Annotated in this window: 14 protein-coding genes and 1 tRNA gene; 11 read left to right on the top strand and 4 right to left on the bottom strand. The window is 54.7% G+C overall.

The window, feature by feature from the left end:
- Positions 1–18 precede the first annotated feature (18 nt).
- From NF685_RS08515 to NF685_RS08475, 9 genes are all read left to right on the top strand, one after another.
- Entirely contained in the window at positions 19–1,017 is a 999-nt protein-coding gene (locus NF685_RS08515) for an extracellular solute-binding protein (RefSeq protein ID WP_252849313.1), read from the top strand.
- Positions 996–1,451 (top strand): hypothetical protein, encoded by a 456-nt coding sequence (locus NF685_RS08510; protein WP_252849312.1) that lies wholly within the window; start codon positions 996–998, stop codon positions 1,449–1,451. The genes NF685_RS08515 and NF685_RS08510 overlap by 22 nt, the downstream gene beginning before the upstream one ends.
- The gene (locus NF685_RS08505) at positions 1,444–1,947 is read left to right on the top strand and encodes a YcgN family cysteine cluster protein (RefSeq protein ID WP_252849311.1); all 504 of its coding nucleotides are present in this window, start codon (positions 1,444–1,446) and stop codon (positions 1,945–1,947) included. Before NF685_RS08510 ends, NF685_RS08505 begins: the two co-directional genes overlap by 8 nt.
- A gap of 56 nt (positions 1,948–2,003) precedes the next feature.
- Positions 2,004–2,615: a M48 family metallopeptidase gene (locus tag NF685_RS08500; RefSeq protein ID WP_252849310.1), complete on the top strand. Its 612-nt coding sequence runs from the start codon at positions 2,004–2,006 to the stop codon at positions 2,613–2,615.
- Positions 2,616–2,674: 59 nt separating this feature from the next.
- Positions 2,675–2,760 (top strand) — tRNA-Leu (locus NF685_RS08495).
- Positions 2,761–2,850: 90 nt separating this feature from the next.
- Entirely contained in the window at positions 2,851–4,440 is a 1,590-nt protein-coding gene (locus tag NF685_RS08490; protein ID WP_252849309.1) for a DUF6538 domain-containing protein, read from the top strand.
- 197 nt (positions 4,441–4,637) lie between these two features.
- Positions 4,638–6,584 (top strand): replication endonuclease, encoded by a 1,947-nt coding sequence (locus NF685_RS08485; protein WP_252849308.1) that lies wholly within the window; start codon positions 4,638–4,640, stop codon positions 6,582–6,584.
- A gap of 99 nt (positions 6,585–6,683) precedes the next feature.
- Positions 6,684–6,986 carry a plasmid mobilization protein gene (locus NF685_RS08480; RefSeq protein ID WP_252849307.1) on the top strand — a complete coding sequence of 101 codons (303 nt, stop codon included), beginning with the start codon at positions 6,684–6,686 and terminating at the stop codon, positions 6,984–6,986.
- Positions 6,983–8,875 (top strand): relaxase/mobilization nuclease domain-containing protein, encoded by a 1,893-nt coding sequence (locus NF685_RS08475; protein WP_252849306.1) that lies wholly within the window; start codon positions 6,983–6,985, stop codon positions 8,873–8,875. The genes NF685_RS08480 and NF685_RS08475 overlap by 4 nt, the downstream gene beginning before the upstream one ends.
- A gap of 43 nt (positions 8,876–8,918) precedes the next feature.
- Here the strand turns inward: NF685_RS08475 and NF685_RS08470 are convergent, their stop codons facing one another.
- The 3 genes from NF685_RS08470 to NF685_RS08460 all read right to left on the bottom strand — a co-directional run bounded on the left by NF685_RS08470 (position 8,919) and on the right by NF685_RS08460 (position 10,870).
- Positions 8,919–9,779, bottom strand: a complete 861-nt coding sequence (locus NF685_RS08470; protein WP_252849305.1) for a hypothetical protein — start codon at positions 9,777–9,779, stop codon at positions 8,919–8,921.
- Positions 9,776–10,168, bottom strand: coding sequence for a hypothetical protein (locus tag NF685_RS08465; RefSeq protein WP_252849304.1), 393 nt, complete (start codon positions 10,166–10,168; stop codon positions 9,776–9,778). Before NF685_RS08465 ends, NF685_RS08470 begins: the two co-directional genes overlap by 4 nt.
- A gap of 69 nt (positions 10,169–10,237) precedes the next feature.
- Positions 10,238–10,870 (bottom strand): hypothetical protein, encoded by a 633-nt coding sequence (locus NF685_RS08460; RefSeq protein ID WP_252849303.1) that lies wholly within the window; start codon positions 10,868–10,870, stop codon positions 10,238–10,240.
- A 199-nt stretch (positions 10,871–11,069) separates the two neighbouring features.
- Here NF685_RS08460 and NF685_RS08455 point away from each other — a divergent pair, with 199 nt between their 5' ends.
- Complete coding sequence (locus NF685_RS08455; protein ID WP_264813716.1) at positions 11,070–11,630, top strand: recombinase family protein; 561 nt, start codon at positions 11,070–11,072, stop codon at positions 11,628–11,630.
- 106 nt (positions 11,631–11,736) lie between these two features.
- Here NF685_RS08455 and NF685_RS08450 read toward each other — a convergent pair whose 3' ends face one another.
- Positions 11,737–12,720, bottom strand: a complete 984-nt coding sequence (locus tag NF685_RS08450; RefSeq protein WP_252849301.1) for a hypothetical protein — start codon at positions 12,718–12,720, stop codon at positions 11,737–11,739.
- Positions 12,721–12,938: 218 nt separating this feature from the next.
- Here NF685_RS08450 and NF685_RS08445 point away from each other — a divergent pair, with 218 nt between their 5' ends.
- Positions 12,939–13,514, top strand: a complete 576-nt coding sequence (locus NF685_RS08445) for a recombinase family protein (RefSeq protein ID WP_252849300.1) — start codon at positions 12,939–12,941, stop codon at positions 13,512–13,514.
- Positions 13,515–13,581: the final 67 nt, after the last annotated feature.

Below are 13,581 nucleotides of genomic sequence, written 5' to 3'. Positions count from 1 at the left end.
CTTGCCGCACGAAAGCACGTGGCATGGACGCTGCTGGTGACGCTTTGCTTCCTGCCCGGCACACATGACGCCAGCGCTGCAGGTCATCACCCCCGTCATGCGACCCATCACGCCAGCACGAAAAAGAAAGCGCATGCAGCTGCCCCTGCGCTGGGTCTGGCTGTGCTCTCCGGCAGCATAGACGCCCATTCGCTTCTGATGCCTGACCAGCCTTACCCCCTGAAAGAATGGGATGGCAGTCTTGCAACGCTGAGAGAGGCGGCTCTGTCACGCACACCTCTCTGGCTGGCGGCCATGGTCGATAACACCACGCTTTATGCCGCATGTCGCGATGGGCTGGTCCAGACACTCCCGGCTGCAACGACAGTGGACAAGACCCATCCCCCTGCCGCCTCCCCCTGCGGCATACAGGCCGGTGAAGAGAGCATTGTGCTGGCCTGGGACCGTAACCGCCTTGGCGATACGGCGCCGAGCTGGGGGGATTTCTGGGATATTGCACGCCATCCGGGAAAACGCGCCCTGAGGCTCGACCCACGCGGTACGCTCGAAATCGCCCTGATGGCCGATGGCGTGGCGCCCGGCGATATCTATGCCGTACTCGCCTCCCCTGCCGGGGTGGATCGTGCCTTTCGCAAACTCGATCAGTTACGCCCGTATCTTGTCTGGTGGCGCACCCCGCTGGAAGCGACACGCATCATGAGCAGCGGCGCGGCCCTGATGCTTTCAACGCCGCATGACCGCCTGCTTGCGACGGACAAACAGGCATCCTTTGCCGTGCAGTGGCGTCAATCGCTACGCCAGAAAATTTCCTGGGCCATTCCACGCAATGTCCCTGCCGAGCAGACGGACGCCGTTCTGAAAATGCTGCGCGACCAGACGCCGCTGCATGACGACACACAGGATGCGCCACAGGACGGTCAGGACCTTCGTTCACTTGCGATCAGCGACGGTTTCTGGGCCATCAATTATTATGCGCTGCAAAAGCGCTTTCAGACGTGGCTGACCTCGGCTCCATGATTATGGCAATCGTTTCTGTCTGTGCCGGCTGGCTGTTGGGCCTCATTCTTGTGGCGCTTGCAGCGGCAACGCGTCCTGCATCCGTCACCCGCCGACTTGCTGCCATGATTGCCTATACGGCCTCAGGCGCCCTCATGGGTGGGTTATGGCTAAGCTATGCCTCCGGTCTCGCGCAACACCAAGAGGCGGGACTGGGCAGTCTCTTTCTGTGCGGTATTCTTTTAGCCCCTGTCTGCGCCCTACCGGTTATGCGCAGGATTGCAGGGAGTATTGAGGGGCTCGTACGCGCGGCTTCCGGTCTCGGCGCCAGCCCCTATCAGCGCATGGTACTCCTGTGGTTGCCGCTCCTGCGTGTTCCCCTGCTACTGAGCACCGGCATTTCCATTGCGGTCGTTCTTCTTTGCGTGTGCCTGTCAGGATACGGTCATGGCTGACGAAACCCCGCCCTTCTGGCAAACCGTCCCCTTGTCGGAAATGAGCACGGAGCAGTGGGAATCGCTGTGCGACGGATGCGGCAAATGCTGCCTGCACAAGCTGCGTGACGAGGAAACCGACGCAATCCATTACACCAATGTGGCATGCCGTCTGCTCGATCTGGGAACGTGTCAGTGCTCGGATTACGCGAAGCGGTTTCGCAAGGTGCCGGATTGCGTGTCGCTAACACCGGAAATTCTTGCCGATATCGACTGGCTCCCTCCCAGCTGCGCCTACATCCTGATCCGCGACGGTCAGGACCTTCCTGCATGGCACAAACTGCGCTCGGGCTCGGATGAGTCCGTTCATGAGGCCCATATTTCTGGCAAGGGCCGCATGATCAGTGAGCGCGAAGCAGGTATGCTTGAAGATCATATTGTGGACTGGCCCGCCGAAATCCCTGCCGGGATTGCGCGCAAGAAGCGCAAATCCCCCCCACGTCGACGCCGTTGGTAACACAGAGATCCTACCCTGTTCTCTGGCGTCGTTCCACGCGTGCCCGACGCCTGGCGTTGCGTATAGACCCTGTCGCCAGACAGGTTATCGTAACGATACCCCCCTCCGTATCGCTACGCCGTGCAGAAGCCTTTCTCGATGCCCATGACGACTGGGCACGCACGCATCTTGCGGCCCTGCCCAGCCCGCCTTCCCTGATGCCTGGCAGCAGGATCTGGTTCGACAACCGGTTTGTGACGCTGGCCCACACACCCGAGCATGCACAGACGGCGCGCCTGAATGAGACGCACCTGTCGCTAAACGGCCCTCTGCCGCGTTTCGGTAATAGAGCGGTTCTGTTTCTGAAACATCAGGCAGGCCTGATCCTGCCGGCCGAGCTCGCCCATGAAGCAACACGCATGGCATGCACCGTCACGCGCTTTGCCTGTAGCGCGGCAAGAACACGATGGGGCAGTTGTACGAAACAGGGAAGGATCATGCTCAACTGGCGCCTGATCATGATGCCAGAGGCCGTCCGACGCTATGTGATGGTACACGAACTGGCCCATCTGACCCATTTCGATCACAGCCGCGCATTCTGGGCCATGGTCGACCGCCATCACCCGGCTCGCAAGCAGGCCCAAAGCTGGCTCAAGGAGCATGGCACGACACTCCTCACCCTTGGATGATGCCACAAGGCAGGGATTTGCACGTCAGGCCCTGCGTGCTAGAGCGTGCACTGTGTTGTGCGAACTTGGCGGAATGGTAGACGCACGAGACTTAAAATCTCGAGTCCGTAAGGGCGTATGGGTTCGAGTCCCATAGTTCGCACCACATAAAGCATTGAAATGATTGCGTTTTTCAGGTTCCCGCAACCTGAACCCGGTGTTTTGCTACATCCGGGTGCCCCATCATGGCCTTCCAATGCTGGTTCGACGCCCTGCCGGATATGCTTTCAGACGTGTCATTCCGACACATCTGCGTGAGCTGATGAGACGACGCGAGCTCTGGGTCACGCTCGACACGAACGACAAATCGCTTGCAAAAAGCCGGGCCTGTGCAATCTCTCTGGCCACGGACAGGCTGTTTTCAGGAGTGCATCGCGTGACGCAGGAGCTCTTTCAGGACATCAATGATTCACTGAGAGAGAGCGTCGATGACCAGCTCCGGCCTCTGCTCGACAGTCTCATCTCTGCCTATGAGAGCGAGTTGTCAGCGCTACGGTCCCAGTATCGCGTCATGAATGCAGAACACCTGCTCCATCGTATGCGGGACCACAAGCAGTTCATGACCTTCGTCGATACAGCGAAAGAGTCCGTGGAAGAGCTTCAGACCGTCGTGAAAAACTCTCCCGCATTCGACGTGCAGGAGAAGATGTCTGCCATCCTCGGCCACTTCAGCAATATCGAAACCTGGACCAAGCCGAAGGAGCCGGACAAAAGCCCTCTGTTCTCCGAAGCCAGCGAAGCCTTCATCCTCGCCTCTTCGCAAAAGTGGAAGGACGCCGACTTCAGAGGTTATCGCAATGTCATCAGGCGCTTTCTCGAAGTATGCGGAGACAAGGAGATACGCCTCTACACCGGCGCCGATGCCGGACGGTTCAAGGAGGTGATGGAGAAGCTTCCGGAATACCACGGCAGAAAAAAGAACGACAAAAGGACCGCACTCGAACTTGCGGAAGAGTCGACCCGGCTCAAACTCAGGACAGTCTCGGGCAAGGCCGTCAAAAACAACTTTTCCCGTCTGTCTGCCATCTGGCGCTATTATCTCCTGCGTGACCTCGTGGACAGAAACCTGTTCACAGGCTGGTCATTCGACACAAAGAAAAAACTCCGGCGCATCCGCTGGAGCGACGAGCATCTTGCCCGACTGGCAGAAGCCCCTTTCGAGATTGCCACGTCCATTTCAAAGGAAACGTTCGGCTTCATCGTCGGTGTCGGCGCCTATACGGGTATGCGGGTGGAGGAAATCTGTCGCCTACGCAATCAGGACATCATGACCCTCAGGGGTATCCCCTGCATCGTCATTCAGGAGCATGAGGCCACCGAGGGAGAACCCTGGACCGAATGGAACCCCAAGACCGAAGCAGGCACACGCGTTGTTCCTGTCTGCCAACGCCTGATTGATGAGGGCTTTCTCGATTTCGCCATGCGTTCGAAACAGGCGGGTCATGCCTATCTGTTCCACGAGCTGAGTTTTTCAGGGAAAGACAAGAGACGGTCGGGGCTTTTTGGCAGAAACTTCTCGACCCACAAAAAGAGGCTGGGAATCCCTGCCACGATGGTTTTCCACTCCTTTCGTCACTACGTCTCCACCAAGCTCCGCAATATCCATGAACATGGCGAGGGTGGTCTGCGTGACGTCTGGATTGACAAGTTTCTTGGACATGAAGGGCAAAGCCGTTCGGTAGGCATCAAGGAATATCTCGATGAAATCGAGGTCGAGAACCTGAAAAAGGTCGCCGATGCTGTCGTCTATCCCGAGTTCTGGCGCATCAAGGCCCTACAACAATAGACAGACAGGTTGTTCGTATCCCTGACGAAATATACCGCACCCAAACAAATACGCCCATTCGGGTGCTATACTCCCACCTACAGCCAGAATTAACCCAGACCGGCTGTAAGAAGGAGTATCAGGATGATTTGCACCGCTGACAGACAGTATACATCATTTATCGCATCTCCGTTTGTATGGGGAATGCGTAGGATGATGTGCAATATGAAGAGATAGAGAGTTATATCAGAGCTGACAGGCCAGATATCTGGCGCAGGCTTTACCCCCTGCATGGGTTCTACAAAGACCAAATCACACGAATAACCGCAGAAAACTGCGTCTTTCTTGCCTGCTATGGAGAGGCTGAACAGGTCGCCCGTGAGGTCATCGCATGGGTTGAAACACAGCCAGATGAACTGGTTTCAGGGTTCGACCTTCTCTCCCAATCACACGCCGAGCTGAAGGAACTCAGACGAATCACCGGGCGTGTCTTCACACGCAAGGTCAACAGGTTACGGCGCAATCTCCGCAGGGTCATTGGCCTGCGTCCGGAACACGACGAGGTTCAGCAGGACTTCGATAACGCCAGAACCGCAAGCGCCAAAAGCTTCATCATCATCCCTGATGCAGAACACCCCGAACGAAGCCTGTCAGCTCATGATTTGCGCCAGTTCCATCTCCGTAGGAGCTATGCGGTAAATCTTGCCATTGCAGATGGCATCCACGACCTTGCCGTGAACTTCCTCAACTACGTTGGATTGTTCCTGACCCTCACCCTGCCAGGGGAATACCGCAACTGCTCCTATGAACAGGCCAAGGCTGAAATCAGCAGACGCTGGAAGCGCGTCAGACGCAAAGCCCGAGAGAGGGATATTCTCCTGCTGGGTATGACAGCGCTGGAACTGCATGAGGATGAAACTCCGCATTATCACATTCAGCTCTATGTCTCACCTGAACACAGGGCATGGGTCGAGGAACAGATACTCAGCGCCTTCCCCAATGAACTCGACAGACGGGATGACGCCATCAAGGATATCCGTGATGTCGCCAGAGCGTCACGTTATACGACCAAGGACCATGGCAAGCCTGAAACCAGCCTGAACTTCATCGGGCTGAGGAAGGACATCAAACGCCGCTACCAGGGTGTATACGAGGGCAAGGACACCAGCGCTCTCTCTGAATGGCGTGTGAGCAGAGCCAGACAACTGATGAAACAGAAGACACTCGGAGGGGCTGTCCTCCTGCTTCTGCGTGGGTTTGCTGATGAGAGACTGAACAAACTGTCAGCTCGCCATCCTGATTTCCATTATGCCGGAACCGATACCCAGAGACTGCAAACCATGTTCCTGCATACCCTGCATCTCAGGGTAGTGAAGGATTTCAGGGAGACAGACACACCCAGGGTTTCCATGATTTCAAAAGCGCCGAAGCAGGAGAACACAGCTTCTCACTTTGGTCCTGTTCCAACTTGTTTATATAAGAACCAAGAAGGTGTTCGAGCTTGCGGTCTACCTTGCGAGTGTATGGGCTCTCTTGGACAGCCCCCTCCTGGAAGAGATACGCTTATGGCCCACTGCACCCGTTATTTTACCAATGATGATATGAGACTCATTTATTCCCTTGAGGAACAGCAGGTTATCCAGACAAAAACCGATAGGGTCTTTGAAGTCGAAATCCGTCTGGAAACAGGCGCAATCATTACGGCATCCCCTGACGAGGAAATAGCACCTTTTATCGATGACACAGATGGGTTGTTCGTGAAGTTTGTTGACTTTCGCGAGACGTCGAAACGTATCCAACAGACGAAGGACGACGATTTACTCGACCTCTCTATTGTAGGGCCTATCCGCAACGTCTGGGCCTTACGAACAGCGTTCGCTGTTTACGATATCTATACGTCCCCCGATAATGAGTATCTCCGCATCGATACCGAGCAACTTCCTCTCTACACACAGACGTGGGTATCAAACTTTCACCCCGACCTTGTTCCTGATTATGCTGATTATGCCATCATCGATAATGGTATCGTTCTGGATGTGGCGGGAAAGGCTGTATGTCTGGCAATCTTCGATAATGGCTTTCGCATAGAACAGACCTTGAATAACGTCTCCGATATGTTTGAAGAACCATTCAGGTCTCAATACGCCGTACGCAAACTGTTTTAATGGGTCCGCCAAGGCGTAGCGTTGATTGAACGGGTATCGTTGGACGCTCTCCTTTGCATAACCCGGTGTCACAATAGTCCTCAGAAATGAGGACAACTTATGAAAACGGAGACATTACACATCCGGGTCAGACCCGGTGAACAGGCAAGGATAAAACGCAAGGCAGGCACACGCAGGGTTTCAGACTGGTGTCGCCGGGTTCTGCTCAATGAGATGGCAGGCGGGAGCCTTATTGCTGAAGAGCTTCTGGCTCTGCGTCAGGAGCTGTCTGCCATCGGCAACAATTTAAACCAGATTGCCCGCAGGCTGAACACGGAAGACCACGTTTCTGCCTCCTCCCTGCCCCAGGACATCGATGACCTCAAAGCCCGCATCAATCGCGCGTTGGGAAGGGTCAGATGATACTCAAGAGCAACCCCATCAAGACCGCATCCGGTTCCGGCGCCAGCTATCATCATCTTGTCGAGAAGACCGGCGACAATGAGCGCATTCACGTATGGAAAGGCAGACGCCAGGATATCGAGGATTGCATCGCGGATGCCACGGCTTTCAGTCGCGTCAATGCTGTTCAGCACTTTCAGATATCATCACGGGAGAAACTGACGACCGAACAGTTCGCAGACTGCATCACCATGCTGGCGCAGGAGTTTGGGTTCACCGCGTCAGATGTTGCCCTCGCGGTCATTCACACCAAGCCACGCCATGATGGCGAGGCCGATAACCGCCATTGCCATATTCTCGTTCGCACCACGAACCCGGAGACAGGCAAGGTTCTGGACGTGTCACACCGCTACGAACGTCAGGAGAAGGTCGCCCGTCTGTTCGAGCTGAAGCACGGGCTGGAGCTGACCAAGGGACGCCACAACCTGGCCGTGTATCACGCAGTCCCTGAAGAATACCGCGAGAGATTACAGGTGCTGTGTGAAGGGGCCTTGCCCAACTCCGTCCTGTCGGACCCGCAATCCAGACGCAGTCAGAGACAGGGAGGGAAGCCGTTCGATATCAAGTATCAAGTCCGAAACCTCTATGCCGGGAGCTCTGACTGGCAGGCCTTCCAGAGTGCGATTTCCTCACAAGGCTGGTACCTGATGTCAGGAGACAAAAAGCCGAATGTGGTGCTTCTCAAAGACGAGCAGGGCGTCATCGTGGGCTCACTGTCCCGCCTGCTTGGTGTTCGCAAGGCAGAGTTCAGCGCCTTCATTCTCGGTCACGAAACACCAGAACAGAGCGTGATACGTCAGAGCAATAAGGAAGACATAGCCAGCCCTGGCCCTCGTGACACATCACGAAACCCAACTGGCAAGGGGGAAACCCCCGTTGACCCCGTAGCCTCAGAGCAGAAATCCCTTCCGCCAGACCCACGCAAACCTTCCGGGGATTCCGTCAGCACAGCACCTGAACCAGCAAGCGGAAGAAACATATTAAGGCCCGTCCTGAGAACCGGCGCCATCACTAGGAGTGTCGCTGGGACTGGAACCATACCTGGGTCATCCCCCAAGACACGCGCCAGTATCACCAGGGGCATGACACAATCAGAAGCTCAGGCCGTCATCGACTTCAACGAAGCTCAGGCAGAGAAGGAACAGCAACTCCGCGACCATCTCCATGGCCAGAAGCGTTTCGCTGACCTGCTGGCTGAGCTGACAGAGAGCTTCCAGTCCCGCTGGTCCCATCTCCCTGCTGAGCCTCACCCCGACCCAAAATCGCGCGATACAGCGTATATCAGGGCTGGTCACGAAAGGCGTCTGACTGGATTGAGACAGGACTGGCTGGATGCAGAGGCCCGTGTGACGCTCTGGACGCCATGGCACAAAGCAGAGGCCCGCAAGGCCAGAGCTGTCTTTGACGAGGCATTGGACGCTCTCGGCTATCACAGGCACGATATCGGCAAGCTGAATATGAGCGACGACAGCAACTTCGCCTATGCCATGAAATGGATGGCGGACTGGATTGTACGAGGTCGCGAACACAGACACCGTGACTGGATGAATCTGCCTGAGGTGAAAGACTATCTGAGAGAGAAACAGGCCCTGAAAGAGGTTCTGGCCTATCTCGAAGAGACGCAGGATGACGAGGTCATGCAGATGGCCCGCATCGACCTTCTCTCTGCCAAGGCTCGTGTCACCACATTGCGCCAGAGAGCGGGGAAGCAGACGGTGGAAGCACATCATATGCAATCAGGCACAGGCGGAGGCGACAGACCACGCAACGCCTCCCATACGCCTTCTCCAACCCGTCCCACATCAGCCAGTCCCCGCCTTTCCGTGTCTGGCATCATGGGCATTGTATGAGGGGCAAGTCAGCCGAGGGGATGACTCCCCCCGGATGAGAGCGTCAAAGCTCAGGCTTCAGCGATGACGCCTTGCCGAGTTTCGAATCGACGGATGCATTGAGTTGCTTGAGCAATTCGCTCGCCACCATGCGTTCCGCCCGCATGTCGTGCAGGTCGAAGCTGATATGGCCGATATTGGCCGGATTGCCTGACACGCTTTGGAGACGCACCTGCAACAGCCCTGTCTCTCCCGGCACGTCATAGGTCGAGACATCCTCGCTTCGGGGCGAGACCGCGTGGATTACCCCCTCAATCTCCTGACCTGCCATATTGGCATAAAGCTGGCGACTAGCTTCCCCATAGGGTCCGGGAGCAGGCAGGTGCAGACCATATTTCCCGGCGACTTCCTCCTGAAGCGTTGCAAAGGTCGGAGCACTGTCGGGAGCAAAGGAGACATTCCGCTCTATCTGCGTGACCACCGACCCCATCACAGGCGCAGAGAGCGTTATCTCGATGGTGTCATCGCCTTTGGAGCATTGCATCTGCCTCGGGAAGAACTGTGTCTCGACATGCACGCCCTTGTAGGTGGTGGAGATGGCCGTGTTCACGATGTTCGGGTCACGCAGGCACCAGTTCCTGAGACTCTGCGTGGCCTTCTCCTGCGTCATGCCCAGAGACAGACCAAGGATGCTGGCATTCCCCAGACGATTACCCAGAGGCATGTAGGAGAGCGTCTGTTTGAGATGCACCCCGCCATTATCCTCGGGAGGCTGGGCTGACCTGTCTGACAGCCCGAGCAGTTTGCCACAGGCAGGGCTTATCATGCCCTGATTACGCGCCAGCATACATTCGGTCATGGTCTGGGCCTGAGCCGTGACAGGCATCGTCAGGGCGAGGAGAACGAGTGCGTGTTTCATGGTCATTGTCTCACCCCGCTACCACCGCTGATATGCTTGACGGCAAAACGATGGGACTGAACGATATTGTTCTTCAGCGTCACATCGAGGGATTTGCTCTCGTTATTGGTCCGTGTGCCGATGAAGCTGAGACCCACAGCCTCCTGAGCCATGGAAAGACCATCCTCCCGGCCAGACGTGTAGGCGTAGCTCCAGATGGTAGCCCCGTTCTCCTGAGAGATTTCCGAGGGCGCACCGAAGCGACGCTGGACCTCATCACCAGTCGTGACACCATCATGGATGGCGCTATCGACCTCGGAGGCAGTGAGGTTTTTCATGGAAGCATCACCAGCCGAGGCACAGGCGGTGAGACCCGCAAGCACGAGTAAAGAGAGCAGAGAACCGAAGGGTCTCATGGAAGCCATTCCTTATGATGTGGAGGAGCAAAAGACGAAGCGCCGGTTCTCAAAACAGGCCCCGGTGCGTCAGGCCGAAAGCGACCGCTGAAGCTCGGGGTCATTCGCGACGGCTTTCTGAATGACGGAGAGAGCTTCGCTCTGGTTGTCCCGTATCATCCGCGCGCGATGCATGGCGCCGATAGCGACCAGAACCAGACACGCGAACAGACCTTTGAAAAAGGCGCCAGTACCAGCGTCGCTGTATGTGAGGGGGAAGTACAAAGAGACGCCGAACACCACAGCCAGCACGGCAAGATATTTCAGGGTCAGGCGCTTAGTCCCATGAACGGTCAGCGCACGGGGCAAGTCCACTGGATTGGTCCAGAACTTCTGGAGCGTTCGGTTATGCATCACGACGTGACCCGTTGTGGTTTGACCACCGAGCCCCGCCCAGAGAACACGCACCTCCTGTCCCTCTCGCAGGGGATAGTTACCCCTGCCCTGCCACTCACGCCCAGAAGGCGCGATGACCCAGAAGCTCTGGTGATGGGTGGTGTGGACATCGACCCGTGGTGCATCCACCTGAAGACCGCCAGGTCCGCAATCCCTGACCTGCCCTCCCGAGGTTGTGGTGTGGGTCTCGGTCCATGACCGCAAACCGCTGACTCGTCCCTGGATTCCGTGAATCCAGACCTTGCGACCGAAAATCTCGACATCCATGCCGGGTGCATCTCCTCCGATAAACAGGGGAAAAACAGACGCTCATTCCGAACAGAACGAGGCCGTCACACACCCTGCACAGTGCTGAACCTGCCCCCAGGATATCCCGTAAACACCTGATTCTGTTACGATAATGGGAGGATGGCGAAACCGGGTGCAGACGTACCGAAAAGCTGTCCCGCAATGACAGGACGGGAATATGGAAAAATATGGCTATGCGAGGGTAAGCACATCGCGACAACAGACAGACAATCAGGTGACAGACCTGCTCCGTGAAGGCGTGAGCGAGGACAGCATCGTGACGGAGACCATCTCGGGGGCGACCTCATGGAAGACGCGACCGGCGCTCAGGAAACTGGTGCGAAAGCTCCATGCGGGAGACACGCTGATTGTCGCCAAGCTCGACAGGCTGGGACGTAACGCACTGGACGTGCTGACTCTCATCGATGTGCTGAAAAAACGAGGCGTGGCGGTGCGTATCCTCAATCTCGGCATCGACACATCAGGCGCCGGAGGCAAGCTGTTTCTGTTGCTTCTCGCAGGCTTTGCGGAGTTCGAGCGTAACATCATCCGTGAGCGTGTGCTGTCTGGGCTGGAGACGGCAAAGGCCAGAGGAACACGTCTGGGAAGGCGCCCCTCCCTGCCCGAGGAAGACCTCGCTCAGGCCAGACGTCTCAAGGCACAGGGGCTGTCCGCACGCGAGGTGGCGAAGCTCCTGCATGTCTCCAAGATGACGGCATGGCGCGCCATGAACTCCTGAAAACCGTATCACAAACCCCGTCCCATAATTGCATGACCAGACTCACAGCCATGCAAAATTGGACTATTCCCAAAACAGGTGTTTTTGGGACGAAAAAATGTACCTCCTAGAATATCTTGGTGTATAACCATGAAGAAAACAAACTTATTATGGTGCCGAAAATAATAGTTCCAATTATGAATGATAATATATTATGGAGTTTTTTCTTCTTGTTTTTTACATTATTTATATGATCAGCATCTCCTAGAGTAAAGTTGATGAACATTCTCGGACCCAAGAATGCCACCCGTTTGTAGATAGAATCCGTCAATATGTCAGCAGATGCTCTAAATAAAATAGATACACAAATACAAAACATAACCAGAGATATAGAATAATTTACCGTATAATTATGCCTGTATATGTTTATTGCACCACCAAGTAGTGGCATAGAGCACATTAGCGATGGGAAGATAGCCCTAAACTTATGCTCTATTTTATTTGCGTGCTTTATGTATTTACTTTCTAATTGCTTAGGCAGCCCCCCAACCCATCTCTCCACGACAGTCTGCAACGCCTGAGCTACTATGTAATCGGAATACTCTAACGAAAAACGGATCTCGGGTGCACCAATGAAACCACGGAAAAAATATGGAACATTTTCTTCCTGATCATCTATCTCATCCCTATTGATGACAATGGTAATTTTATACCGCTGTGCGATATCCTTTGCTTCTTCAATCTCTCCAGGCAAAACAACAACAAACTCAATCTCGTACGCAACCGTTCCGGACATATCTCGCGAGTTCATATCAGCTATTCGAAATAACTGCATTGTATTGTATGTGTTTGATCCGCCATTCTTGAGCGAATGAACTACAGAACGATGAACACCTGCGACTTTGTATTGTACAATCGCTTGCGCCATCATTGTGTCAAGATTTACTATGTCAGTCGTGTTCAAGGTATACCCTCCCTTGAACGATCTAAAGATCCTGTCAGTTTTTTTTGTGAGTTTGTAGAATATTGCCTGATATGCTGAGTAAGGTATTACATCATCCTGAATAAAAACAGGCCGACTTGAGAGCTCTTTCGAAGATTCAGATTTCATTGCGATTCCACTACAATCCTTGGCATAAGCCCGTAGCATAGCTCACTAACAACCAATTAACACGATGTTTCACATCTCATGTTCTCGATAAAACCATAAGAACCGGAAAAGTGTATAATAGCGTCAAAGATTGGGAAATATGGCGGCATTATGAAACCGCAGAAAACAGCCGAAAATGAACCGCCATAAATCCCCGCCAAAACTATAAGGGGAATTGTATGAAATATGGCTATTGCAGAGTATCGACTTTAGGACAGGATTTACAGGAACAGGAAGACGCTTTGATGGCCTTGGGTGTCCCAAGGACCAATATCTTCAAGGAGAAGATTTCCGGCGCCGTGAAATCTGATGACAGACCACAATTCGCGAAAATGCTGAAGAAGCTTCAGACAGGTGACGAGCTGGTCGTCATGAAGCTCGACAGGCTCGGAAGGTCCACCCTCGACATCCTGATGGTCCTCCAGAATATCAGACAGCAGGGCATCGCCATAACCATCCAAGGGGTTGGCACCATCAGGGATGACATGATGGGAAGCCTGACGATGAACCTCCTCGCCTCCTTTGCCGAGTTCGAACGCGCTCTCATCATCGACCGTACCCAATCTGGCAGGAAGAGAGCCATGGAGAGTGGCGTGAAAATGGGCAGGAAACCCAAGCTCAGCAGACAAGCCCAAAAAGCTATCCGCAGGCGCTATGGAGAAGAGACCGGGACTGCTCTGGCCAAGGAGTATGGGGTCGGATTGCGAACCATCCAGAGAATAATGCACGAAGCCAAAACGTTAGAAGAAGTTTAGTCTTGCCTATCGTAACATCAAGCTGTTTAGCCCGGCGACGCAGATACGCTCACTCCAAATCGTTAGA

This window comes from Asaia lannensis NBRC 102526, assembly GCF_024054035.1.
GTDB classification, from domain to species: domain Bacteria; phylum Pseudomonadota; class Alphaproteobacteria; order Acetobacterales; family Acetobacteraceae; genus Asaia; species Asaia lannensis.
Note: the sequence above shows the minus strand (reverse complement) of the source record. Positions and strands in the feature narration are given on the sequence as shown.